General features: G+C 59.1%; 21 protein-coding genes. 11 read left to right on the top strand and 10 right to left on the bottom strand.

Annotated elements, in window-relative coordinates; all coding sequences use genetic code 11:
• Positions 1-59: 59 nt before the first annotated feature.
• A complete protein-coding gene (locus ABCS02_RS33445) occupies positions 60-1,292 on the top strand; it encodes an MFS transporter (RefSeq protein ID WP_345840041.1) in 1,233 nt (410 codons plus the stop codon).
• 37 nt (positions 1,293-1,329) lie between these two features.
• Here ABCS02_RS33445 and ABCS02_RS33440 read toward each other — a convergent pair whose 3' ends face one another.
• From ABCS02_RS33440 to ABCS02_RS33430, 3 genes are read right to left on the bottom strand one after another with little or no spacing between them, the layout of a single operon-like run.
• Positions 1,330-2,502 (bottom strand): acetyl-CoA C-acyltransferase, encoded by a 1,173-nt coding sequence (locus tag ABCS02_RS33440; RefSeq protein ID WP_345840040.1) that lies wholly within the window; start codon positions 2,500-2,502, stop codon positions 1,330-1,332.
• Positions 2,499-3,152: a 3-oxoacid CoA-transferase subunit B gene (locus ABCS02_RS33435; protein WP_345840039.1), complete on the bottom strand. Its 654-nt coding sequence runs from the start codon at positions 3,150-3,152 to the stop codon at positions 2,499-2,501. Before ABCS02_RS33435 ends, ABCS02_RS33440 begins: the two co-directional genes overlap by 4 nt.
• Positions 3,153-3,177: 25 nt before the next feature.
• Positions 3,178-3,885 (bottom strand): CoA transferase subunit A, encoded by a 708-nt coding sequence (locus ABCS02_RS33430; protein ID WP_345840038.1) that lies wholly within the window; start codon positions 3,883-3,885, stop codon positions 3,178-3,180.
• Between the two features lie 123 nt (positions 3,886-4,008).
• On the opposite strand from ABCS02_RS33430, the gene ABCS02_RS33425 reads away from it, so the two are divergent.
• On the top strand, positions 4,009-4,791 hold the full coding sequence (locus tag ABCS02_RS33425) for an IclR family transcriptional regulator (RefSeq protein ID WP_345840064.1): 783 nt from the start codon (positions 4,009-4,011) through the stop codon (positions 4,789-4,791).
• A 4-nt stretch (positions 4,792-4,795) separates the two neighbouring features.
• Here ABCS02_RS33425 and ABCS02_RS33420 read toward each other — a convergent pair whose 3' ends face one another.
• From ABCS02_RS33420 to ABCS02_RS33410, 3 genes are all read right to left on the bottom strand, one after another.
• Positions 4,796-5,539: an NAD(P)H-binding protein gene (locus tag ABCS02_RS33420; RefSeq protein WP_345840063.1), complete on the bottom strand. Its 744-nt coding sequence runs from the start codon at positions 5,537-5,539 to the stop codon at positions 4,796-4,798.
• 54 nt (positions 5,540-5,593) lie between these two features.
• A complete protein-coding gene (locus tag ABCS02_RS33415; protein WP_345840037.1) occupies positions 5,594-6,343 on the bottom strand; it encodes a 3-hydroxybutyrate dehydrogenase in 750 nt (249 codons plus the stop codon).
• A gap of 2,749 nt (positions 6,344-9,092) precedes the next feature.
• Complete coding sequence (locus ABCS02_RS33410; RefSeq protein WP_345840036.1) at positions 9,093-9,824, bottom strand: FadR/GntR family transcriptional regulator; 732 nt, start codon at positions 9,822-9,824, stop codon at positions 9,093-9,095.
• A 225-nt stretch (positions 9,825-10,049) separates the two neighbouring features.
• On the opposite strand from ABCS02_RS33410, the gene ABCS02_RS33405 reads away from it, so the two are divergent.
• The 3 genes from ABCS02_RS33405 (at position 10,050) to ABCS02_RS33395 (ending at position 14,180) form a co-directional block, all read left to right on the top strand.
• Positions 10,050-11,252 (top strand): substrate-binding domain-containing protein, encoded by a 1,203-nt coding sequence (locus tag ABCS02_RS33405; protein WP_345840062.1) that lies wholly within the window; start codon positions 10,050-10,052, stop codon positions 11,250-11,252.
• 209 nt (positions 11,253-11,461) lie between these two features.
• The gene (locus ABCS02_RS33400; RefSeq protein WP_345840035.1) at positions 11,462-13,225 is read left to right on the top strand and encodes an ATP-binding cassette domain-containing protein; all 1,764 of its coding nucleotides are present in this window, start codon (positions 11,462-11,464) and stop codon (positions 13,223-13,225) included.
• Positions 13,226-13,241: 16 nt separating this feature from the next.
• A complete protein-coding gene (locus tag ABCS02_RS33395) occupies positions 13,242-14,180 on the top strand; it encodes an alpha/beta hydrolase (protein WP_345840034.1) in 939 nt (312 codons plus the stop codon).
• A 409-nt stretch (positions 14,181-14,589) separates the two neighbouring features.
• On the opposite strand, the gene ABCS02_RS33390 is transcribed toward ABCS02_RS33395, so the two are convergent.
• A complete protein-coding gene (locus tag ABCS02_RS33390) occupies positions 14,590-14,820 on the bottom strand; it encodes a hypothetical protein (RefSeq protein ID WP_345840033.1) in 231 nt (76 codons plus the stop codon).
• Between the two features lie 169 nt (positions 14,821-14,989).
• On the opposite strand from ABCS02_RS33390, the gene ABCS02_RS33385 reads away from it, so the two are divergent.
• From ABCS02_RS33385 to ABCS02_RS33375, 3 genes are all read left to right on the top strand, one after another.
• Positions 14,990-16,165 carry a Xaa-Pro peptidase family protein gene (locus ABCS02_RS33385; protein WP_345840032.1) on the top strand — a complete coding sequence of 392 codons (1,176 nt, stop codon included), beginning with the start codon at positions 14,990-14,992 and terminating at the stop codon, positions 16,163-16,165.
• Positions 16,166-17,471: 1,306 nt separating this feature from the next.
• Positions 17,472-18,278 carry an aldolase/citrate lyase family protein gene (locus ABCS02_RS33380; RefSeq protein WP_345840031.1) on the top strand — a complete coding sequence of 269 codons (807 nt, stop codon included), beginning with the start codon at positions 17,472-17,474 and terminating at the stop codon, positions 18,276-18,278.
• On the top strand, positions 18,275-19,075 hold the full coding sequence (locus ABCS02_RS33375; RefSeq protein WP_345840030.1) for an SDR family oxidoreductase: 801 nt from the start codon (positions 18,275-18,277) through the stop codon (positions 19,073-19,075). The genes ABCS02_RS33380 and ABCS02_RS33375 overlap by 4 nt, the downstream gene beginning before the upstream one ends.
• Before the next feature lie 21 nt (positions 19,076-19,096).
• On the opposite strand, the gene ABCS02_RS33370 is transcribed toward ABCS02_RS33375, so the two are convergent.
• Positions 19,097-19,759 (bottom strand): FadR/GntR family transcriptional regulator, encoded by a 663-nt coding sequence (locus ABCS02_RS33370; RefSeq protein WP_345840061.1) that lies wholly within the window; start codon positions 19,757-19,759, stop codon positions 19,097-19,099.
• A gap of 303 nt (positions 19,760-20,062) precedes the next feature.
• Between ABCS02_RS33370 and ABCS02_RS33365 the strand changes: the two genes are divergently transcribed.
• From ABCS02_RS33365 to ABCS02_RS33355, 3 genes are all read left to right on the top strand, one after another.
• The gene (locus ABCS02_RS33365) at positions 20,063-20,515 is read left to right on the top strand and encodes a VOC family protein (RefSeq protein ID WP_345840029.1); all 453 of its coding nucleotides are present in this window, start codon (positions 20,063-20,065) and stop codon (positions 20,513-20,515) included.
• A gap of 94 nt (positions 20,516-20,609) precedes the next feature.
• The gene (locus ABCS02_RS33360) at positions 20,610-20,924 is read left to right on the top strand and encodes a hypothetical protein (protein WP_345840028.1); all 315 of its coding nucleotides are present in this window, start codon (positions 20,610-20,612) and stop codon (positions 20,922-20,924) included.
• Positions 20,921-21,673, top strand: a complete 753-nt coding sequence (locus tag ABCS02_RS33355) for an SDR family NAD(P)-dependent oxidoreductase (RefSeq protein WP_345840027.1) — start codon at positions 20,921-20,923, stop codon at positions 21,671-21,673. Before ABCS02_RS33360 ends, ABCS02_RS33355 begins: the two co-directional genes overlap by 4 nt.
• A gap of 277 nt (positions 21,674-21,950) precedes the next feature.
• On the opposite strand, the gene ABCS02_RS33350 is transcribed toward ABCS02_RS33355, so the two are convergent.
• On the bottom strand, positions 21,951-22,358 hold the full coding sequence (locus tag ABCS02_RS33350; protein ID WP_345840026.1) for a hypothetical protein: 408 nt from the start codon (positions 22,356-22,358) through the stop codon (positions 21,951-21,953).
• Positions 22,359-23,184: 826 nt separating this feature from the next.
• Positions 23,185-23,547, bottom strand: coding sequence for a hypothetical protein (locus ABCS02_RS33345; protein WP_345840025.1), 363 nt, complete (start codon positions 23,545-23,547; stop codon positions 23,185-23,187).
• Positions 23,548-24,212: the final 665 nt, after the last annotated feature.

Genomic DNA, 24,212 nt, shown 5'->3' with positions numbered 1-24,212 from the left:
CAGGCTAGGCCCGATTCCCTTCGTTTCAGCCCGAAACTTCGTGGGCATACGGTCGTTTCATGAATGGATCGATGGCTAAGAATGCCGCTGCATTCCGTGTGTCCGCGTTCGCGTTATCGGTACTCCTGGTGGGCGCAAATCTGGCTTCTCCGCTGTATGCGACGTTTGCACATCAGCTGGGCTTTGATTCGCTGATTCTCACCATGATCTACGCAACCTATGTTGGGACTCTCATTCCGTCACTCGTTCTTGCGCCCGTGCTGGCTTACCGATGGGGATTTCGGAGCGTTGTTGGTTTTGGGCTTGTTGCGATGGCGGCTGGTGTGGGTCTCTTTGCGATCGGGACTTCTGCGGGGGTCCTTTTCGCTGCCCGAGCAATGCAGGGGGTGGCGGTTGGTATGAGTTCAGGGGCGTTGTCGGCTGCTTTAGCGCAGACGGAGCCGCGTGGTGATGTGAGTCGGGGTGCCGTCGTTGCGACGGCGGTCACCACTTTTGCTACAGGGGCGGGGCCGGTGTTGGCGGGTGCGCTGGCGGAGGTGTCTGCTTGGCCGACGAAGGCCTGTTTCCTGGCGGAGGGCGTGGCGGTGTTCGCCGCTCTTGGAGGACTGTTGTGGGTGCCCAACGAGCTGGGGCGTTCGGGGGTGTGGCGTGCGCCTCGGTTGCCTCGGATTCCTGGAGGTCGGCGCCGGTCGTTCTGGTTGGCATGTTGCTATAGCGCGCTGGCGTGGGCGGTTACGGCCGCATTTCTTTCCGTGGTTCCCACGCTCGTACACGATCTGGTGGGCGGCCCGGCATTTCTGGCATCCGGTGCAGCCGCTGGCGCTCTTCTATTGCTCTCTGGTGCCACTCAGCTCGTCTCCCGGCGATGGGTCTCAGATGCGGTGGCCCAGCGGATGGGCGCTCTTGTGCTCGTGGGCGCACTCGCCATCCTTGGCCTTGGCAGCATGACAGGGTCGGTCACGGCGATTCTCGTGGCCGCGTCGGTTGGTGGCATTGGCCAGGGTCTGGCCTTTATGGGTGCGCTCGGGACGGTCACGTCCATGACCGCGGATGCGGAGCGGCCGACGGCGCTTTCCGGCTTCTACGTGGTCACGTACCTGGCGGTAGGCGTCCCAGTGATCGGCATTGGCGCTTGCGCGTTGGTGTTCGGGCTAGCTGCGGCGATTGAGCTGTTTGTGGGGATGAGTTTGCTTCTCTTGGTTGCATTGTTGGTCGTCTCGCACAGCAGTCAGCTGGCAACCTGCGACGTTGCGGGGGTGGGGGACCCCCGCCGGAGGTCGAGCGATTGCTGATTGGTCAGTCATTGCGGACCGGACACCGTCGCCTGAATCAGGGGAGATGGCGTTCGAGTACGATCGCAGCCCCTTGGCCGCCGCCGCCGCAGATACCGGCCGCGCCGAGGCCGCCCGCTCCGCGTGCCGCGAGCCGTCGAGCCAAGTGTCCAACGATACGGGTTCCTGATGCTCCGATCGGGTGTCCGAGCGCGATTGCTCCTCCGTGCGGGTTGACCAGCTCAGGATCAATGCCGAGTTCGCGTGTGGAGTGGACGGCCACGGCAGCGAACGCTTCGTTGATCTCCGCTGCTGTGATGTCTGAGGTGGAGGCGTTGATGTGTTGAAGTGCTCGGGTGATGGCTGCTGCAGGTTGGGTTTGAAGTGAGAGGTCCGGTCCCGCGACGATGGCGTGGCTCAGAACGCGGGCGATCGGGGTGAGTGAGGCGGAACGGTCCTCCGACACGAGGACGATTGCGGCGGCGCCGTCCGTGATTTGGGAAGCGTTGCCTGCGGTGATGGTTCCATAATGGTGGAACGCGTTTCGGAGATCACCGAGACGTTCGGCCGTGGTCTCTGGGCGGATGCCGTCATCGGTGAGGACGCGGGTCGGCTCTGTTCGGCGTCTGGTTTCGATGCCGGTGATTTCGCCTGCGAGGAAGGAGACGGAAGAAGCGGCCGTCTGGTGTGAGCGGGCAGCCCAGCGGTCTTGAGCGGTCCGGGTCAGACCGAGCGTGGCGTTGAACCTCTCGGTGAGTTCACCCATTGAGGTGTGTTCGAAGGCGTCGGTGAGGCCATCGGTTTCGAGCGTGTCGATGAGTTCCATGGCGCCGTATCTGGCCCCGAGTCGAGATCCGGGCAAGGCGTGTGGGGCGAGCGTCATCGATTCCTGGCCAACCGCGACAACCACGTTGGCCTGCCCGCTGTCGATCAGGCGTACGCCTTCGATAACAGCGAGCATCCCTGAGAGGCAGACCGCGTTGAGGGTGATAGCCGGGACTGTCAGGGGGATTCCGGCAAGGAGCGCCGCCTGCCGTGCAGGGTTCTGGCCTGCCCCGGCCTGTAGTACCTGGCCTCCGTAGACGAAGTCGACGCTTTCGGCAGCAACCCCTGCATTCTGGAGCGCTGCTTGCATGGCGTACGCGCCCAGCTGCGTTGCCGGGAGGTGAGCGAGGGTGCCGCGGAATCGGGCGAATGGTGTGCGGGCGTAGCCCGCGATGACAACACTCACAGCGTCCTCTCGATGTCGGCGGCGATTGCGAACGCGGCGCCCGTTTTTGTTTCAAGCTCCTTGAGGGTGACGCCGGGCGCGGTCGCGGACAGGAGGAGGCCACGGTCGGTGATATCGAAGATGGCGAGGTCGGTGATGATGCGATCGACGACGCGGATGCCGGTAAGTGGCAACGTGCATGTGGGAACGATTTTGGGAGACCCGTCCTTGGCGACGTGTTCGGTGAGGACGATGACGCGGGGTGTCCCGGCGACAAGGTCCATAGCACCGCCCATGCCTTTGACAAGCTTGCCGGGGATGGTCCAGTTCGCTAGATCGCCTCGGGCGGAGACCTGCAGGGCTCCGAGTATTGCAGTCTGGATATGGCCGCCGCGGATCATCGCGAACGACAGTGCTGAATCGAAGACGCTGCCACCGGGAGCGATGGTGACGGTCTGTTTTCCCGCGTTGATGAGGTCGGCGTCTTCGTCGCCCTCGTACGGGAAGGGTCCCATTCCAAGAATCCCATTCTCGCTCTGTAGAGACACGGTGACCCCGGAGGGGAGTTGGTTTGCTACGAGTGTGGGGATCCCGATTCCCAGGTTGACGTAGGCGCCGTCGTGAAGCTCGGCTGCTGCCTGAGCTGCCATCTCTTCTCGTGACCAAGGCATGTGGAGGTGTCCTTCTTTCCGCTCTTCAGTGAAGTTCGACCCGCGGCCGAACGGTGAGCTGTTCGATGAGCTTGGCGCGAGGGGTAGCGCGGATGAGGCGGGGAACGAACACGCCCGGGGTCGCGACCTCGTCCGGGTCGAGGAATCCCTCGACCACGCACTCTGCCTCCGCGATCGTTTCTCGCGCCGCCATTGCAACGAGCGGATTGAAGTTTCGCGCCGTCAGTCGATAGCGCAGGTTTCCAGCAGAGTCCGCCGTGTGCGCGTGTACGAGCCCGATGTCGGGGATGATTGCCCGTTCTTGCAGATAAGTGCGGCCATCAAATACTGCGTACTGTTTGCCGATTGCGATATCGGTACCGACACCGGTGGCCGTGTAGAACGCGGGTATCCCGGCCCCGCCAGCACGGAGCCGTTCCGCGAGGGTTCCCTGGGGGGTGAATTCGACTTCTAAGGTGCCGTCGAGGTACTGCTGCGCGAAGAGCCGGTTCTCGCCAACATAGGAGGCGATCACCTTCGAAACCTGCTTGTTCTCAAGGAGGAGCCCGAGGCCGTGCCCGTCGATGCCCATGTTGTTGGACACGATGGTGAGATTGCACACGCCGGAGTCGCGTACGGCCTCGATCAGGTCATGCGGGTTTCCGCTGAGGCCGAAGCCGCCGACGGCGATTACGAGCCCATCTGTGAGCACGTCGGAGAGGGCTTCGGCAGCGGTCGAATAATGTCTCGTCATTGAAACCTCACGTCTATGGTTCTTACAATGTGGTCTCCGATCATTCCGTCCTCGGCTGTCCACCGCGACGTTTCGAGGCTTACTGGTCACGTCATGATCGCCGAGCATCAGGAGGTCCATATAGTGAGCACGGATAGATCGGCAGCGCGCCCGGCTGGGACACAGCTCGTCGGTCGTGTCACAACCCTTTTGCGTCTCATCGGGGCGGCAGAGAACGGGTGCAGTACTGCCGAATTGGCGCTGAAATCTGGACTCTCCCGGCCTACGGCGCATCGGATTTTGATGGCACTCGAGCGCGATGGATTCACTGGCCGGAACAACGTGACTGGTTCGTGGGTGCTCGGTGAGGAAATGCTCGTGTTGGGTTCGGTTGCCGCCTCGCGCGATGACAGGTCGGATAGGGCTCGCGGTGTCGCAGCGCGATTGTCGTCCGTGACCGGCGAGAGTGCGTTCTTTTCAGTGCTCCGGGGCGAGGAGACGGCCTGTTTGATCCGGGAAGAGGGCAGCTTTCCGTTGCGGTCCTTTGTGCTGTTTGAGGGGGTCCGGTTCCCTCTCGGTGTGGCCTCAGCTGGCTTGGCGATCCTCTCGTTCTGTTCCGACGGGTTCATTCACGACTATCTCGATCGAACCGACTTGGAGGAACGGTACGGCGCTCAGCATTCGCCCGAGCGGGTTTGGGAGCGCATTGCGGCGACTCGAAAGGTTGGGTATGCCGTGAACCCGGGTCTGCTTTTGGAGGGTAGTTGGGGAATGGCTGCAGCGGTGTTCAACGACCGAGGGGATCCTTTTGCAGCGGTGAGCTTGACGGGCGTGGAAACGCGATTCCGTCCCGAGCGACAAACGGAACTGGGACGTTTACTTAGGGACGGTGCGTTCGCGCTCAGCTCGGCTCGCCGGCGCCCGTAGTCAGTTAGCTTTCGCTTGATAACAGCTGCGATACCCATTGCTCGAAAGTGGTGTCAAACAGTCGAGCGGTTGGTGAGGGGAGGAGGACCTCGCCGGCCATGGATTCGTCAAGCGCGCCTCGCCAGGTGGGAATGAGGTCAACGGTCTTGCCCCGTGCCGCGAAGGTTCGGCGAGCCATGTCCACCAGATCCTCTGTTCGCGGGCCGGCGATCTCGATGGGCTGATTCTGTGGTTCACCCTCTGCCGCGTCAACAAGTGCGCGCGCCACATCGACGGGGGCAATCGGCTGCACCAGCAACGGCGCTACTCGTGTGGAGCCGTTCTGAAGGCCCCACTCAGCGACCATCTCGGCGAAGTCATGGAACTGCGTCGCCCGCACAATTGTCCAGGGGACGGAACCGGCGCGCGCATGACGTTCTTGCTCTTGTTTCCCGAGATAATGGGCGAACGTGTGAATGCGATCGACGCCAACAATGGACAAAACGACATGGTGTTTCAGGTGTGAGCGGCGGGCGGCAGCCGAGATGTTGGCGGACCCGTTTCCGAAGAAGGACAAGTTCTCTTCCGCGGTCGCCGCGGCAGTGTTGGTGACGTCGATCACTGCATCCACCCCAGAGAAGGAAGCGGTAAGCGCGGTGATATCGAGCACATCGATTCCTGCCGACCGACTCACCGCGACGCCCGAGTGCCCACGAAGGGCGAGTTCCTCCATAACCAGTTTTCCGACTCGACCCGAGCTCCCGACCACAGCAATCTTCACGAGTATCTCCCCTCCCGGTGGCTTGCGGCCGGCGCCGCCCTGCTAGCGCGCACTCCAGCCTCCATCCATTGTGTAGCTTGCTCCAGTGACCATGCCAGATTCTGGTCTGCAGAGCCACACCGCAAGGCTGGCGACTTCTGATGGCTCCACGAGACGCTTGACGGCGGACTCAGTGAGGAACACCTTTTCAAGGACCTCCGATTCCGGGATGCCGTGCAGTCGCGCCTGATCTGCGACCTGCTTCTCCACGAGCGGCGTTCGTACATACCCGGGGTTGATGCAGTTCGACGTGACGCCGAAGGGACCGCCCTCAAGAGCAGTGGTCTTCGACAGTCCTTCAAGTCCGTGCTTGGCGGCCACATATGCCGACTTGAATGCGGATGCGCGCAGGCCGTGGACGCTGGATACATTCACGATTCTGCCGAACCCGTTCTCATACATTCTGGGCAGTACGGCGCGCGTTAGCAGGAACGGGGCTTCGACCATTACTCGTAACATCAGGCCGAACATACTCGGTTCGAACTCCTGGATCGGTCGCACGTGCTGCAGGCCAGCGTTGTTGATCAGAATGTCGTACTCGAGGTCTGAGTCGTATAGGCAAGCTGTGTCACGCAAATCGACAACCCAGGTCTTTGCGCCCAGACGATCAGCAGTCTCGCGCGCGGCCGGCCCGTTCGAGTCAGCTATGGTGACTCGCGCGCCCTCGGCCGTGAAGGCTTCCGCGCATGCAAGCCCGATTCCGCTTGCACCACCGGTGATCAATACTCGTCGCCCTTTCATCTGCAGGCCCACTCCGCTCAGTTCCTATTGCGCTTCAACTCGAAAATCGGAACACCGGTTGACCAGTGCGCCAATAAGAGCGTAGCGTTCCTAACGGGCCACGAGAAACCCCAATCGTCCACCTCTGATCCCGTTGGAGCACTCGGGCGGCCATAAATACAACGGATATCCGGTCGTGTACGGAGTAAACATGTCAGAGCAATTGGTCGCACCGGGCTTTGAGACGGTGCGGGCGGAGTTTGTGGCGGCCGTAGAAGGGCTCGCGGGCGGTGCCGGGTTATCGGTGCGAATTGATAATTGGCCAGTAGTCGACGTCTGGTCCGGGCGCACAACAGACGGGAGAAATTGGACACGCGACACCAGGGTGTGTACTTGGTCGGTCAGCAAGGCCGTGACGGGAATCCTGCTTCGGCGCCTAGACCACCTCGACGCACTCAAGCTTTCTGCGCCGGTCGCCGAATATTGGTTGGAATTTGGCCAAGCCGGAAAGCGCGAGATAACAGTCAAGCAAGTCCTCACTCACACCGCTGGTTTGCCCGCAATTCCTTCGTTGCTAGAACTCGTCCAGCTGGGCTCAGGTGTCGGTTGGGACGAAGAGGATGCTATAACATCGGCAATATCGCGCGCACCGGGATTCTGGCCCGCGGGCCTGGTCATGGCTTATCACCCCTGGACGTTCGGGTGGATACTCGAGCAGGTCGTGAGGGCGGCAACATCGCGGTCCTTAGCCTCGTATCTAGATAACGCAGCAGCTGAGATAGGGGCTGGCGTATCTTTCGGGCTCCCTGGATCGGCCATCGAGACGTGGGCACCTCTGCGGAGCCTAGCCCGCCTGGACGACTTCGATCGGGAGAACGCAGTTCGTACCCTGAGCCCCAACACCCTTCACGGGATGGCAATGCTTGCCGCGTCATCCAGGAGTCTCGATTTTCAGGCGACCGCCAATTCCGCTTCCTTTCGCAAGGCAGTTCTCGTGGGATCAAACCTGTTTTCTAGTGCCCACGACCTAGCTCGCTTGATTGATCATCTTCTTGCCGACCTTCGCGCGCGCTCTTCGATGGACGTGAATATCGAGCTGGCGGTGGGCCCTGATCTCACCCTGGGTATGCCGGTGCGAAGGGGGCTTGGAGTGGTCCTTGAGGGTGCCGGTGAGCCCTTCGCCGGTCGTGTCGGAGCTTTTGGGCATGGAGGGCTGGGAGGTCAGCTCTTGATGATCGATCCTAAGCAAGCCTTGACCATGTGCTACCTCACTGACTCTCCCGACATTAGTGACGCGGCCGCCAGACGCGTTCGATCGATAATCGATGCCGTGTACGCCTGCTTGAAGGGAAGTAGTTAGATGAGTCATTTGTCCTCGACCCGTTCCAACGTCGCAGTCGGAAGTGTTGCACCTGGCTTTGAACGGGTTGCGCGTGCATTTTCTGCCAATTTTGTTGAGAGCGACGATAACGGTGCGGCGTTTGGGGCATTCGTGGACGGCCGACTAGTCGTAGACCTTTGGGGGGGATGGGCTGACAAGGAAGCGAAGCGACCATGGGATAGCGATACCTTGCAGCTCATCTTTTCGGGCACCAAGGGATTGGCCGCTGCGTGCCTTCTACTTTTATGGGATAGGGGGCTCGTCGATTTTGATGAACCTGTTGCCCGATACTGGCCCGAGTTCGCACAGCGTGGAAAGGGTGGTGTGACGATACGCCACGTCCTGACTCACACGTCTGGCGTCCCTGGACTGCGCGAGCAAGTCTCATTCGAGGATTTGACTGATTCGAGTCTCATGACCAATCGCATTGCCTCGGAACCGCTCTTCTTCCCGGCGGGTGAGGTCTTGTGCTACCACCCGATTACGTGGGGGTACATCATAGGGGAACTAGTGCGGAGGATCGACGGTCGGTCCATCGGGCGGTTTTTTCAGGAGGAGTTCGCAAACCCGCTCGGACTTGAAACCTGGATTGGTTTGCCGCCAGAACAGGAAGATCGCGTGTCGACTCTGAGACTGGGGGCAAGCTGGGGTCGGCTTGGGGGATATAGAGAACCGGAACCTGCGCGCGCCGAGTATGTCGAGGCAATTGTCAACAACCCCAGGGGCAGGCACCGCGAGCCAGTAATCTGGAATAAGCCGCCGTGGCGGGAAGCTGAGATCCCAGGTGTAAACGGTATCTCTACCGCGCGTTCAATGGCACGGTTCTACGCCCTATTCGCGCAGGGAGGCGAACTCGACGGTCGACGACTACTTAGCCCGCGAGCCGTGGAGTTAGCTCAGACACCGATGGGTCGACTTGGGCAGGAAACCGAATGGATGTCAGGAATTGAGAACTGGGTGATGGGGCCAGGATTTGGACTAAGCGAATTCGCGCCGCAACCCACTCTCAAGGTGAGAGGTTTTGGCCACAATGGGGCAGGTGGATCCATCCATGGGGCATGGCCCAAGTATCGCGCGTCGTTCTCCTACGTAATGAATGAAATGCGGTCAATGCCCGACGAGCGCGGTGGTCGCATGCTTGACGCGCTCTTTGCCGCGTTGGGCCGGTAGGGCCCTCGATTCGCGCAAAAGGCGAGTTCCGTCTGGATTTCGCGGGGCAACGTTTGGACCCGAGGCGAGTGGAATTGGTGGTCCTCAAGGCAAGGATTTACCCCGACGGCTCGACAATTGTTCTTGTTGCTGATAGATCACCAACGCAAGCTAGCCTCAAAGATCGCTCTATTTTGACAAACCTGGACTAGACAGCGTCTTCCCGTACCGAAGCCTTCAGGCTGGCCGTGACTAATTCATGAGCTCGTTCTGCGAGAGAATTGCTGCGCGGAAACGCCGGCTGGCGCGCTCCATGTGCGCACTCATCGCAGCTCTCGCAGCATCGGGATCGGACGCCTCAATTGCCTCCAGAATCGGTATGTGAACGGCCAGCGAGGTCTCCGTCTCGCCGGCTGCGTTGATGACCCTGGTCGCCCACGCGTGTAAAAGCGACTGCAGATTGCGGAGGATCCCGGCCAGCACCGTATTGCGTGCCGCATCGGCAATTGCCAAATGAAACGCAACATCAAGGTCAATGTAGAGTGCCGCGTCAGTGGATGACTCAGCCATCCGCGCAATTAAGTCGCGCATCTTCTCGACGTCATCGCGGGTTCGGCGTTCGGCAGCGAGTCCCGCGAGAGTGACCTCAAGATACTGACGCGCTTCAAGCACATCTTGACTCTTCGACTCACCCAGTAGTAGCCCCCACTCGACCACGCGGGGGAGGAGGTCGGACGCGACGTTCTTCATGTACGTCCCGGCGCCCATGCGCTGCTCCAACACGCCAAGCACACTTAGTGACTTAAGCGCGGCGCGTAGTGCTGCGCGGCCAACGCCGAGCGATTCGGCCATATCGCGCTCCGACGGCAAGCGGTCACCTGGCCGCAATTTCGCGGTGACCAGGTAATCCATTAGCTTTCGCGTCAGCTCGGACTCTAAAGACTCACGTTGAGCCAACTCGAATTTAGGAAGAGTCGACGACATACAAAGAAGTCTATGACTCGCCCAGCAACTCGTCCACCGGCACACCGGTATGCCATCGCCCACGAGTCACTCATTGGCTAGCGAGTTATTGGCCATCCAGGTCGATTGAGAACAATTGGTCTAATGGTTGACCAATCAGGCATTTGCGCGTAGGGTCACATTCCACAAGCTTCAGGCTTCGATACCTAGCAAATCGACTAACTCAAGGAGGAGTCAGTGTCCGCAATGAATCGCATGGCAAAGTCACGACACGGCGTAGCCAATTACGTGGTGGGGACAGCACTTGTCGCCAGCCTCGCCGGAGCTGTGCTAACCGGATGTTCGGATACACGGGCTACCAGCGCGGCAACGCCCGATCAGAACTCCGCAACTGGTCACCCGAGCTCGATGCTGGCGCCCTACAACCCGGACCTTCCCGCCGGCACGAAGCCAGACTTGCCAAAACGCATTGGAATTCCAGGGGATTTCAATGTTCCGGTTTCGGTCGAGCTTGCGACACAGATGCGCGCTTCTGCCGAATCGCGTGGCCTGACGTTTACCGAGGCGATTGCGAACGGCGACCTTGTGTCATTCCGGTCGCAGGCTGAAAGCATGCTGACCCAGGGGTTGGGTGGATGGTGGGTTTACGCAGGGTACAACTCTGACGACATCGAGAAGCAGTCGCGAGACAAAGGCATCTTCACGTTTGGCCTCGAGAGCGGCGTTCAGTCGCAGATGGCGGATGACCTGTATGCCCTCGGTCAGGACATGGCAACCGCCGCCGTCAAGTGGGCTGACAAGTCGATTCATGGTCAGGGGGAAGTAGTAATCCTGGCTCCGCCTACGACCTCTCCTGCTGTCGTCCAATATAAGCAGGGGATGAAGGATGTTCTCGCCAAGCATCCCGGTCTGCACATCGTAAGTGAAGAGCAGACTCCAAAGAGCGGTGGTGATGCAGCGGACACCATGGCTACTCTTCTCCAGGCCCATCCCAACATCAACATCGTTCTAGGCCATTCCGCTTCCATCGGTCCGGCACTGTCTGCTTTCGAGTCACTGGGGCGAGGAAACGACCCGAAGGTGTTCATGGCTGCAAATGAAGTCGATAGTGGCCTGCTCGCAAAGATTGGGCACTCAATCTTTCGCGCTGGGTTTGCAAATCCGTGGCCTCTGTACGGGTACGCGTACGGCCAGTACACAGCAGACTGGCTCGAGGGCAAGTCTGTACCAAAGTTGCTGACTCTTGCGAATGGTCGCTCTCTTCTACTCGACACTCCCGCTGAGGCCAGGAAGTACATCGCTGACATGAAGGACGCCAAAAGCACCTGGAACGACGTCAAGAAGCGCGATTCGTACATTAAGGCATGGGGAAATGTGAGCTACGACACCCGAAGCGACTACTGGCATCAGGCGCTTCTGAGTCTTCACGGCGTCGTTCCGAACAGATAGTGATGCGTGGAAAATTGGAACAGGTGACTGCTGAAATGTTGACAACCTCAAAGGAAGCGCCGGCGGAAGGGGTAACCCTTCCCTCGCAAGCGACACGAGCCAGCAATGCTGGCCGCCCTCCAAGCCAATCGCGCTCGTTCCTAGATTGGATCCGTTGGCGATCTGCGACAATTCCCGGAGAGGCGAGTGGTCGACTGGGACTTGCCTTCGTGGCACTCGGACTCTTCGTTGTGTTTTCAATTATCGCCCCAGGCTATTTCTCGCCGTCAAACATCGCCACAATCGGTCTTGCTGTTGCGCCCCTACTAATTGCTGTTGTGGGTGCGATGATGATGCTGACTGCAGGAACTATTGACATCAGTATCGGATCGATATTCGCACTGACGGCGGTGTGTGCGGGGCAGGTCGCCCTTTATACCTATAACGCGACGCTCGCATTCCTTACCGGCGTGGGGGTGGGGGCTGTCCTCGGGCTGATCAACGGCGTCGTTGTAAGAATGATCAAGCTAAATCCGTTCATCGTGACACTCGCCACGATGATCATCTATGGAGGGCTTGCATTCGTTGTAACCATGGGTATGCCCCTCAGCGGATTTCCACCTACGTTTACAGCTGTGGGCCGATATGAGGTCGGCGGCGTTTCGCTCGTCCTGATCGTGGCAGTCGTTGTGTTCGCAATTGGCTCGTTCATTATGGTCCGCACGAAGCATGGACTTCGCCTCTACGCAATCGGGGGCGATGACAAGGCGGCACTAGCGAGTGGTGTAAACGTTGGACGGACAATAGTCACGATATTCGTAATCGACGGGGCATTGATTGGGCTCGCGTCAACGTTGATGACCGCGCGGATCGGTATTGCAGATCCCACGGCAGGTGGGACCTTTATTTTTGACGTCCTAACCGCTGCAATTCTGGGTGGTGTTGCGTTCGCGGGGGGAGGAGGGCGCCCTGCTGGGGTCTTGATCGGTGTCACAACGATCGGAATCCTCAAGTCGGGTCTAATCTTCCTCGGCATCCCGAGCTATTGGCAGGACATCGCGACCGGAACAATGCTGATCGTTGCGATTATTGCTGACGAAGTTCTGCAGGGTTCTCGCGACGCTGGAGGATTCATTGAGATAATCCGTCGAAGCTTTGGAGCTGGTAAACGAGAGGGAACAGCCGTTGCTCGTTCCACGGAACTCGCGATTGATGGATACGAACGTGTCCGCAGCGTCGACCCGAAATTGGCCAGCGCTGCACCGATCCTGACTGCACGAGGTATTCGTCGCGAGTTCGGTGCTGTAAAGGCGCTTCGAGGAGTAGATCTCACAGTACGTCCGGGCGAGGTCGTATGTCTTGTCGGCGACAACGGGGCTGGCAAGTCGAGCATCATTAAGATTCTCTCTGGGATCGACAAGCCTGACGGTGGCGCGATTGCTCTGAACGGTTCTGAAGTCGTATTTGGGAGCGCACAGGATGCTCAGCGTGCAGGTATTCGAACTGTCTTCCAGGATCTTGCTCTTGTGCCATCGCTCAGCGTGGCGCATAACTTTGAGCTCGGCAACGAACCGACAAGACGACTTCTTGGATTCATTCCCGTCAGGGATGAGCGCGAAGCAGAGCGGCGAACTCGCGTAGCGCTTGCCGACCTTGGGATTCAGATTCAGGATGTGTTTTCTTCTGTTCGTCGCAAGTCGGGAGGTCAGCGACAGGCCTTGGCAATCGCCCGTGCAACCGGCAGCGGAGCTCCGGTGGTGATTTTGGATGAGCCAACCGCGGCGCTCGGCGTGAAGCAGACCCAGCTCGTACTTCGCGCAATAGGCAGGCTTGCCGACAAGGGGACTGCTGTCATCCTCATCACACACGACATTAAGTCCGTGTTTGCCATCGCGGACAGAGTTGTTGTTCTTCGACTTGGGGAGGTTAGCTTTAGCGGAAGCATCAACGATGTCGACGAACACCGCCTCATTTCCCTGATGGCGGGCCTGTAAAGTGGATCAAGGTCGTATGCACCCGGAACTGGCCGCGCCGCTTGAACTCGTGGACGCAATTCCAATCGCCGAATGGGCGGATACTTCTCGGCTTCGAAAGTCGCAACGAGAAACGCGTCGACGTCTCACGGAAGCGGGATATATCCCTGCGCCAGCTGCTGACGTTGAATCAATACCCGTCGCGATTCAAGCAGCCGGCGGTCTTGAGATCCCGGTTGTCACTTATCAGGCCAAGAAGCATAGCCCGAATGCGGGAACATTCCTTCACATCCACGGAGGAGCGTTTGTTCTTGGCGACATGTACGAAGAGCGGTTGCTCTGCGAGGAGCTTGCCCGGGCCGGTTTCTTGGTTGTGTCGGTTGACTATCGACTAGCTCCTGAGCACCCGTTCCCAGCTGCGCTCGATGACATCTATGGCGTTCTCAATGAGCTTCCGCGTATCGCTGGCAAGGCGGGTGTTCAGAAGAGCAAGATTGTTGTCGGCGGTCTGAGCGCGGGCGGATCACTTGCAGCCGCTCTCTGCCTCCGCGCGCGTGATGCCGGCGGTCCGCCGATCGCATTGCAGGTGCTCAATCAGCCCTGCCTTGATGATCGAATTCCCGCATCCTGGGACCCTGGGGCTGTTCCAGATTCTGAGCGAGAGGGCCGCGCGTGGATGTGGGGCAGTTATCTCGGCGGCGCAGAGCCGACATACTTGTCTACGCCGGGCCGGTCCAGTAACTTTTCCAGGCTCCCCTCGGCGCTGATAATCGTGGCTGAGCTTGACAGTCTCCTGACGGAGGCGCTCGAATATGGTGAAAACTTGCGGCGTGCTGGAGTTCACATTGAATCCGAAGTTATCCAGGGGGCGTATCACGGATTTGATGTGACCGCGCCGCTCGCAGCCCCCTCGGTGAGGCTTCGCCACCTTATCGTGAGTCAAAGTCTCAACGCATCCGACGAGGGGGATGATTAACACGACCCGTCCAACGAGAGATGTTGGTCGCCGGGAGAGACTTACACGGAGGTTCCTGTGATCAGGCGAGCCCCTTTGTAATAAGTTGAACTTCGGGCATCCGCTATATTGCGACCGCGTCGGCAGAATTGATCCGGAGTCATCTGGATCTTAATCCTCGAAGGATATGCAAGTGGGCTCAGGCGGAGCGGCTGGTTCCTACGGCGATCCGCTAGTCAATGGTTGAACTCATCGAGGTCACGGGTCGGTGGCAGAGCGCAAGTTATTCCGGACAGGGCGACGGCTATCGCGACGTGAGATCTCACCTCGTAAGCTTCCCGAACTCGAAAGCCGACCTCTTCGCGCTTACGGGCTCCGGAAGTCGATCCTCTCCGAAGGCTCAATCGTGGATACGTCAGCAAAGCGCTGCTCACGACTTACGTATGGTCTCAGAATCGATCAGCTCCTCCAGCAGATCTTGGAATTGTGCTGTTCGGATCTGTGCAAACGCGAACCAGAGGGCACCACCGATGACTGGGATCAGGAGCACCACCAACAACCACTCTTTTCTCATTGCAGTCGAAATGAACGGATAGAAGGCAACGTGAACGCCTGCAAAGATGGCGGCGAGGCCCATTACAACTGCAACGACGATCGACATCGTGCGGCCGCCTCTCTGTGTATCGATAATGCCGGTTTGGGTCAGAGCCTCGTCGCAACACAATCTTCAGATGTATGCGGTCTACGGCCCACCGCTAATTGGTTGACCAGTCGCCCATTGTTTGACATACTACCAATCATTCCAAGAATCAACAGAGCGGAGTTGGCCGATGACGGTGACCATCCCATTCGATGCGCAATATCTCGATGACCTCCTTTACTCGAACGGTTTAGACGCGCTCCTCGCCACTACGAAGCACAACGTGCAGTACCTTCTAGGCGGCTATCGCTACTTTTTCTTTGCGAACGCCGACGCAACTGGCATTAGTCGCTACCTGCCAGCGCTCGGACTTGTGCGTGGTCGGCCCGACGAAGCGTTCTATATCGGGGCCGGCAACGAAGACTGGGGGACCGAAGGAGGGGCTATTTGGGTCCCCGACGTGCGCAATGTGAGCTGGACAAGTATTGACACCGCTCGCGCGGCGGCAGCCGCTCTTGAGGAGCGTGGGCTTGGCAAATGCACCATCGGAGTTGAGAAATCGTTTATCCCGGCGGACGCACTCGATACGCTCCGCGAGATGCTCCCCGAAGCTCGTTTTGTTGAAGTGCATCGAGTTCTTGAGTCCTTACGGGGTGTCAAATCTGCGGATGAGCTAGAGCTTGTCCGCTACGCCTCGATCGGCATTATTGAGTCCATGCAGGCCGCCTTCGCGTTGGCCGAACCGGGTATGACGAAGTTCGAGTTGCAGGAGATATTTCGACTCGAGCAAACAAAACGAGGCATGTATTTCGAGTACGCCTTGGTGACAATCGGTGGCGGTTCAATGAACCGTTCGCCCAGTAGTGACGTGTGGCGCAGCGGGACAACGCTCTCCCTTGACTCCGGAGGCATGTATAAGGGATACATCGGCGATCTTTCGCGGATGGGAATCGACACTGATCCGACACCCCGCATGCTGAGTCTGCTTGACCAAATTGAGACTGTTCAGCAAGAGGCGCGGACGGCGGTAGCTGCTGGCAAGCGCGGTGGAGACATCTACACAAAGGCCCTCAGCACAATCTCTAAGCTCCCTGATGGTGGGAGCATGAAGTTCGTCGCCCACGGCATGGGACTAATCACTCACGAGGTCCCTCGTCTCACCGCCTCCGGGCCTGTGCCTTACCCTGCTTCGCACGAAGATGACGCGCTCGAGAGCGGGATGGTTCTCTCGATCGAGTCATGGTTTGAAGACTACGAGTCGGGATTTATCAAGCTAGAGGACACACTCGTTGTTACGGACGATGGTTGGGAAGCACCGGGCGATGACGCTCGAGGCTGGAACCGCACCGGCGTTGCCCGGTCCTGATGCCCATGTCTGTTTGGACGGTCGTACTTGACGACGATCCCACCGGGACGCAGGGACTGAGTGGCGTACCTGTTGTGGTGAAACCAACCGCGACAGTGTTCAGATGGGCGTTAGACCATGGCCCGCTAACTTATGCATTGACAAACACGCGGGCGCACTCGGAACCTCATGCCCGCGCGGTCGTGGCCGAGTTTGTAAACGCGGCTCAGAGTGTTGCAAATGAGAAGGGAGTTCGCGTCCGCTTCATTAGCCGTGGCGACTCAACGCTTCGCAGTCACTTTCCTTTGGAAGTATCTACGATCCTTGCCCGAACCGCGGCTGATGGCTGTCTTCTGGTCCCCGCCTTTCCTTCCGCGGGTCGTGTAACTCTGGACGGAGTTCATCTCCTCGACATTGGTGGTGTTCTTACTCCGGTCGCGAAATCAGAGTTTGCCAGGGACAGCACTTTCGGTTTCGAATCGTCGGAGCTAACCGAGTGGGCTCGTTCTCGTGTCCCGTACGAGTGGCGCGTCCGGGCGCTCCCCAGCAGCCTCTTCGATGCGGGAGTCGACGCGCTCGTCACCACTCTCTGCGCCCCAGATCGGTTCACAGTCTGGTGCCCGTCCATTCGTGATGACAATGACCTGGCTCTTCTAGCGGAGGCCCAACGGCGTGCCGAGAGCCAAGGGACGACCTACGTGGTCCAATCCGGGCCCCCATACCCCGCACTTCTTGCTGGACGGCCATTCGGTGCCCCGTCGTCTTTGAAGCGCGGCGCTGGCAATGGCCTGGTCCTAGTGGGTAGCCATACAAAGCTGACGAATATGCAAATCGGCGACGCGATGCGGGCGCACCCACTCCATCTAGTCGAGCTGGACACTCAGGAGTTGCTTACGAGCGGTCGTGAACGCGAGATCCACCGCGTCGTGAGAGCCTCCTGCCGTCTCCTTGACGTAGGTCATGTGCTGCTACGCACGAGCCGGCTGGTACAGAAGGGCGCGACGCCGGCCCTCTCATTGAACATCGCAACGACGGTGTCTGAAGGTTTGGCTGAAGCCGCGCGGCGCATTCTCAACCATGCGCAGCCGTCCTTTGTTGTTACCAAAGGTGGCATTACATCGGCCGATGTGGTTAGCTCCGCCCTGAATTGGGACGCAGCGATAGTAGTTGAGCCACTCCTGGATTCCACGCTCCCGGTGTGGAGGAGCTGGGAAGCGAGTATATCCGCGCCCTTGTGCGTGGTCTTTCCCGGAAACGTTGGTGCTCCGGACCTCCTGAGCCGAGCCGTCAGCAGACTAGACGATATTGCCGTGTCGAATGAAAGGTCATGGGCCAAATGATGGCGCCGCAACTGAACCTTGCCGATCAATTCCTGGCGAAGGAGAACTTGATCGGCGTTATTCTCAAGATGCCCTCGCCTGCGTCAGTCGAGCTGGTGGGCGGGCTTGGATTTGACTTTGTCATCATCGATACGGAGCATGGCCCAGCAGGTGGTAGCGAGCTCGACAACCACATCCGGGCGGCTGACGCTGCCGGCATCCCGGTTGTTGTCCGAGTAAGCACCCTGTCTCGGACCGAGATCCAACGTGCCCTAGATGGAGGTGCGGCGGGCGTAGTGGTCCCGCAAGTCGACACTGCGGCAATGGCGGAGGAAGCAGTACGACTTGCGCACTACCCACCGTTTGGCGCACGCGGCCTTGCCACAAGCACACGCGCGGGTCGGCAAGGCACGGTGCCAACGGCGAAACACTTGGCAAGGGCGCGAAAAGAAACGATTGTCATCGTCCAGATTGAATCTAGAGCAGGGGTGTCGAATGCCGACGCCATCCTCGCCGTCGAAGGCGTATCTGCTGTTTGGCTAGGCCTGAGCGACCTCACCCTTGACCTTGGCCATTTCGGAGAATATACGCACCCCGATGTCGCTTCGGCCATAGATTACACCGTGTGCGCTGCCAAACGGGCAGACATACCGTTCGTAATTATCGCTGACTCTCCTTCAGATGGCGCGCACTGGATTGACCGCGGGGCCCAGGTGCTCTTGGTCAATGTATTGACGGTGCTTTCCCGAGGCCTTGCTTGGCTCAAGAACGCACATCACAGCACCATGAATGAAAGGAAGCAACCGCAACCATGAGCACACCAGACGATGTGTTGATCAGCCCCATACTCGACCGGTTTCGGTTGACAGGCCGGGCCGCTCTAGTCACAGGCGCCGGCCAGGGCATCGGCCGTGGCTTTGCCCATGCCCTTGCTTCTGCCGGCGCAGCGGTGACCATCGTTGATCTCGACAAAAGCAAAGCTGACGTTGTTGCTGCCGAGATCGCGAGTCTGGGTGGACGCGCTCACGCCGTGGAAGCGAATGTCACCAATGAAGCCGATATCCGCCGATTCGTCGACGAAACCGTCCAGGAATTCGGGCGCTTGGATATCGCGGTCAACAATGCTGGGATCAACCGCAACGCGGCTGCGGAGGCCACCACCCTCGAAGAGTGGGACCTGCACCAGTCGGTAAACCTTCGGGCAGTGTTTCGCAGCTGCCAGCTCGAAGCAGAAGCAATGTTCCCAAACGGTTACGGCAAAATAATCAACACGGCCTCGATGGCCTCGTTGATTGTTCCGCATCCTCAGAAGCAAGTAGCATACAACGTCGCCAAGGCCGGTGTCGTCGCGCTCACAAAGACGCTCGCGGCCGAGTGGGCGGACCGCGGCATCCGTGTAAATTGTATGTCGCCGGGAATCATTCGAACGGCGCTGATTGAGGGGTCCGAAGCGCTGCGCCCGCTCGTGAAAGAATGGTTAGCCGGCATTCCAGCCGGTCGATTGGGTGAGGTCAGCGACCTGCAGGGTGGTCTCGTCTACCTCTCGAGCTCAGTCTCTGACTATATGACCGGCCACAATCTGATAATCGAGGGCGGCCAGACCCTATGGTGACCTTGCCGGCCGTTGGTCAGTTCAACGATCGCCTAAAGCGCGCTCGATTTCGACAGCGCCACGAAGGCGTGTTGACGCTCGCGTCATGTGCGCTCTCATGGATTCTCGTGCGTCGTAGGCGTCCCCATCTGTGATCGCCTCCAATATCGGAATGTGCATGGACAGCGATGATTTGGTTTCCCCGGCAGCGCTAATGACCCGGCCCGCCCAAGCGTGAAGTAGCGACTGAAGACTTCGCAAGACACCTGCGAGGACTTCATTCTGCGCGGCGTCCGCGATCGCCATGTGAAACTCGACGTCCAACTCGACGTACCTTGAAAGGTCATCAACCGCTCTTTGCATTTGTTCGACGAGCGATTCCAGCTTTTGAATGTCCTTCGAAGTGCGACGCTCCGCGGCGAGTCCGGCGAGGGAAACTTCAAGCACGGCGCGCGCTTCAGTCACGTCCTCAACGCGCTTCTCGCCGAGCAGTAGACCCCATTCGATTACGTGCGGGAGCATTTCTATCTCGCCTCCTCGAAGAAAAGCGCCGCTGCCTGGCCTCACTTCGAGTACCCCAAGCACACTCAGCGATTTCAAGGCATGTCTGAGGGCAGCTCGCCCTACGCCCAGTGTTTCCGCCATTCGTCGTTCTGACGGGAGCCGTTGCCCAGGATGAAGGCCCGAAGACGCCAGGTAGCCCATCAACTTTCGAGTCAATTCAGATTCGATTGGCTCTCGAGAGTCCAAGCCAAACGAGGGCAACGGTATCGAATGGTCCATCGTGCACTCCGCTCTACCCTCTTACGGGGCCCTGGTACGCATCAATCGACTCCACCGACCGTCCGGTGGAATTCCTACGTGCGCCGAACCGCGAAGGTGGACCGCTCTGTACACGCTTATTGTAGACAGTTTTGGTTGACCAGTCGACCACTATCCTCTATCTTGATCACACGATTACCTAACACTCGCCAGAGGAGGTCCCCTTTGAGCCCCCCGCCATCTTCGATGCCCCGATTCGAGCTTCATCACGTCGGCATCGTCGTCCCGGACTTGGAGAAGGCGATCCACTTTTATGAGAATGCGTTCGGCATGCACGTGCTTTCACGGGAGGCTGACACCGATGTCAACCCTCACGCACTGGGAATCGCTGCGGACGATGTCCGCCTGCGGGGAGCAATACTTGAGGCCGGCGGCGCCCACTTAGAACTTCACGAATACCTCACCCCAACTGGACAAGCCAGCCGCAACGTTTACGAGCTCGGCATCGGGCATATCGCCTTCGCGGTCGAAGACATCCACACCGCATTCGCGTACTTGCAGAGCCTCGGTGTGCGCTTCAACACGCAACCTCAGCTAATCATCGAGGGCGTCCTCGCTGGACGGTGGTGGGTCTACGGAACCGATCCATGGGGCAACGTCTTCGAGCTCGGCCAATCTCCCCGCCAACCTGCAGCGTAAGGCAACGAAACTAATGAGCACTCCAAGCAGCTATGCCAACAGCCTCCATGTTCATCACCTCCACCTTCCACCAACGGGCGACTTTCCCTCGTTGGTGACCGACCCCACGGACACGCTTCTGCGTGACCTCGCCCGCCAAGTCGAGAACAACCATCAGGAGACCGGTGCCATTGTCCTTCTAACCGGTTCGACCGAGGATGAGTCTGCTCGTGCACTGCACGAGGCGACATTTGAGGCACTGCGTGGAATCATCGGTGCGCTCACGGTCGAGCTTGCCGGCCGGATTCGCATCAACCTGGTGCGCGCTATCACGGTGGAAGATGCCACAACTACGTTGGATTTCCTTCACAGCCCAACCTCCGCATCGGTCGCCGGTGCAACCTTCGACCTGACAGGAGAATTCGAGTGACTGCCCTCGTAACGGGAGCCGGCGGCGCCATCGGGTCAGCCATCGTCCGTCAGCTACTCGCGCAGAACGTTGACGTCATCGCCCACGACCTCAACGAAGTCGCGTTAGAGATGTACCGGGGAGACCCTCAAGTCACCATCGCAGTCGGCAACCTCCTCTCCGAGGTGTTCCCGGAAGTGATGCGGACAGCGCTCGATGGGAGAGAACTGTCCCGTGTGGTCGCCGCGCACGGCGTCGATGGTAGCGGCAGACTGGCCGCGATCGACAGCAGCTATTACAAGAAGGTGATGGCCATCAACGCCGAAAGCGTAGTCAGGCTTTTCAGCGCGGTCGAAGCGGATCTGATTCAGTCCCCATCCGCTGGGCAACCGATTTCAAGCACGTTCGTAATCGTATCCTCGCAAGCCGGGCTCATCGCCGAGGCAGACAATGTCGCCTACAGTTCCAGCAAATTCGCGCTAATCGGATGGGCGCGCTCGCGTCGCCGCGCACTGCTCCGACGCGGCATCGCAATCCGCATCGCAGCGCCAGGTTGCACCGAGACGCCTCTGTTCTACGCGGCCCAAGAAGAATTCGCCGCAGCAAATGGCGTTAGCCTCGAAGAATTCCTCCAGCGGCGCCTCGATCGAATTGCCGTCCGCCGGTTCGCCTCTACAGATCAAACCGCGGCCGGAACCGTATACCTGAGTGAACCCACGCAACAACGCCCCTTCATCCTCGCGGCGACGGGCGGAGAGGTCCGTCACTAGAAGCCATGCCGAATTGGGCGAAGGCCGCGCGGGCTTTGTTCGCGTTCTGCAGCACGGAAAAGCTGCATCGAGGCCGTCTGAAGATCCCAGTTGCCCAGCGGCGGGTCATGCCGCAAAACTCGAGTTAGTTTGAGCAGGGTTACCCTCGGTATCGCCTGCTCGCCATGTACCGTCGTGTTCGCAAATTCCATGGGAGAGGTCGTGAGGCCTCTCTACTAGTTGCACTTGACGATCATGGTCGGCAGGCATGTTGGGAATGACAGCGGCGGAAGTAACCCTACGTGAATGCTGAATTGTTTCCGGATGAATCAAGTGAGGTGAAGTAGTCGACTATCGTCCTTGCTGTCTCAGGATTCGCCATCGAGCCCGAGGCTACGTCTTCAAATAGGCGCTTCTCGATGAGGGCCTGGAGGAGATCGCTTCCCACCTTCATCGAACGGTTCAGCTCCGACTGTGACAAGCGATTTCGACTCGTCCATATTTCTGCGTCAAGGTCACCGACGACGATCTGTCCCTGCGTGGACTCCAATGGCACGCCGGTAGCTTCCTCAGGGACCTTGAAAACACTCACGTTTGTGATATTTGAGAATTTCAACTCCTCAATGCGTCGACCCAGCTGATCTGCCGTCTCGACGCCCGGGGGCAGCGCGCTCTTACGCGAGCTGCGCTTCTTTGTCCGTGTCATGGCTCACGCTCCGCCGATGTCCCCGTGGGTGATGGATACTCACTATAAGTCCCTGTTCCGAACACGATCTCATACGCTCTTGAACTCCTGATCGAGCGGATGCTCAATACGACGAATAGGACGACCACCACCGCGCCCGTGCACATCCCGATCAAGACATCTGCATTCGTCATTCCCCGATACAACTGATCTAGACTGCTTCCGCGTTCAACGGGGTTCAGTGAGGATGTGCTTCCTCGGATGAGCACCCAGAATGAAAGCAGGAGCATCGCAATGGTTTGCGTGTATAACGCGAAGCGCGGCAGCAGGGGGCTGTTCAGTACCTCGCGCTTTGGCATCAGGTGATCGACTGCGGCTGAACCAAGCGCGACAAATGCCGGAATGAGTGCCGCCGTCGGAGGCACACTAGCCCCACCGTGAGCGAGAGACCAGCAGACCATCGTCACGGCGGTGAGTGAACCGATAAGCGCCGCGGCCCAGGCTCTGCCGACAGAGCCCGGCGGTACCTCGTTGACTTGAGCGGAAAGAGCCATTCGCACCCCGGACGCCTTGCCGTTCCCGACGAATGCGGTTACCTGACCCGGGGCGCGGGGTGAATAGGCAGCCCAGGGACCGTGCGCCGAACCACGCGGAGTTCTTGCGATTGCGGCCCTATCATGGCGAGACACCACACGCGACGACTGAACGTAGTAGCCCTCCACGGGCTGAAAGCTCACTTCGTAGTGGTTTGTGAGGTTCGCGAAGGGAAGCGGTATCAGGAACTTCGCCGGAGGCGCCCGAAACCATCGTCTCAGGCGGGGGAAGGAAAGTCCTACTGCCCCAAGAATTAGGTCATCACGATAGCGAAGGTCCACCCGCCGGGGCCTTTGTCGAATTCTTTGATCTCGATCAGTTTGAGGTAATGGATGCTCAGCATTCGGCATAGGTTGACAAAGTCCTCGGTTTCCAGGCGGACTTCGTCGGGAAGATCTTCAAGCCGAGGAAACCCACGGAGGGATCCATCGGTCCGAACGATCCTCCGCCAACGCCTTCCGTATGCGGACCCATTGCCCACGTTTGGTCGCGCGATCTCAAGTATTCTCGCGAGAGTCTGAGCGAATGAATTGAAAAGATCCTCCTCATTGGTGACGAACGGGCGGCAAAGATTGGTTATCACGCCCAAATAGCTTGCCAAAAGGATGTTGGTCACTCGGTCCTGTTCGTCGTGACTGAGGAAGCGCGCGCTATCGCTTGAGCCGTACTTGCCCAACTCGATCGGTTGTACGAACCCCTTCCGAGGCTGAGCCACGACCAAGTACAGGCTCCCCGTCTGGTGCCTCGCTGTGGCGAAGTCACTGACGTGGAGAGACACCCGCCTGTCGGCATCGTCGTTGGCGAACGCGATTTCTTCTGTTATCCGTTCGTACCAGACTTCGGGCCGGCGAAGTGTTTCGAGTATCTGTCGAGCCATATGGAGCTCTGCAGAGGGCGTTAGCTCAACCGGTGCAGCAGACTCGCTTACCCGTTTGGGCGAACGAAGCGAACGCGATTTGCGCATTTGATCCCCGGATGCTCGCTGGAAGGAGAGGTTTCCTCACGACAGTCAGAGGGTAGCCATGGCTGGGTGTTATCGAATACCCCCCACGAAGGGGCCAAAACGACACTGCTGGGAGTCACCTTGGTGCCGACCGACGCTGAGAGTCGTGCGTGAGAGCCTGGCAACACGACGATTCGCTCGCAGGGACGGTACGGGTAAGCAGAGCGCCGTAATGGGTTCTAGTGCTCTGGTGTTTCGGCTCATGCTGCCAGTCAAGGACGCATGCGACTCTATGATTGCGCTAGGCGGCCAATCGACGTGCTTATAGACGAGAGAAC

This window comes from Microbacterium sp. X-17 (genome assembly GCF_039615055.1).
This window is presented reverse-complemented; position numbering and strand designations above follow the sequence as displayed.

Excerpts from the sequence above, each read along its gene's own strand:
- ABCS02_RS33445 (WP_345840041.1), top strand. The coding sequence starts at position 60 with ATGAATGGATCGATGGCTAAGAATGCCGCTGCATTCCGTGTGTCCGCG.
- ABCS02_RS33435 (WP_345840039.1), bottom strand. The coding sequence starts at position 3,152 with ATGCCTTGGTCACGAGAAGAGATGGCAGCTCAGGCAGCAGCCGAGCTT.
- ABCS02_RS33430 (WP_345840038.1), bottom strand. The coding sequence starts at position 3,885 with ATGACGAGACATTATTCGACCGCTGCCGAAGCCCTCTCCGACGTGCTC.
- ABCS02_RS33410 (WP_345840036.1), bottom strand. The coding sequence starts at position 9,824 with ATGTCGTCGACTCTTCCTAAATTCGAGTTGGCTCAACGTGAGTCTTTA.
- ABCS02_RS33405 (WP_345840062.1), top strand. The coding sequence starts at position 10,050 with ATGAATCGCATGGCAAAGTCACGACACGGCGTAGCCAATTACGTGGTG.
- ABCS02_RS33395 (WP_345840034.1), top strand. The coding sequence starts at position 13,242 with ATGCACCCGGAACTGGCCGCGCCGCTTGAACTCGTGGACGCAATTCCA.
- ABCS02_RS33390 (WP_345840033.1), bottom strand. The coding sequence starts at position 14,820 with ATGTCGATCGTCGTTGCAGTTGTAATGGGCCTCGCCGCCATCTTTGCA.
- ABCS02_RS33385 (WP_345840032.1), top strand. The coding sequence starts at position 14,990 with ATGACGGTGACCATCCCATTCGATGCGCAATATCTCGATGACCTCCTT.
- ABCS02_RS33380 (WP_345840031.1), top strand. The coding sequence starts at position 17,472 with ATGGGCCAAATGATGGCGCCGCAACTGAACCTTGCCGATCAATTCCTG.
- ABCS02_RS33375 (WP_345840030.1), top strand. The coding sequence starts at position 18,275 with ATGAGCACACCAGACGATGTGTTGATCAGCCCCATACTCGACCGGTTT.
- ABCS02_RS33370 (WP_345840061.1), bottom strand. The coding sequence starts at position 19,759 with ATGGGCTACCTGGCGTCTTCGGGCCTTCATCCTGGGCAACGGCTCCCG.
- ABCS02_RS33365 (WP_345840029.1), top strand. The coding sequence starts at position 20,063 with ATGCCCCGATTCGAGCTTCATCACGTCGGCATCGTCGTCCCGGACTTG.
- ABCS02_RS33350 (WP_345840026.1), bottom strand. The coding sequence starts at position 22,358 with ATGACACGGACAAAGAAGCGCAGCTCGCGTAAGAGCGCGCTGCCCCCG.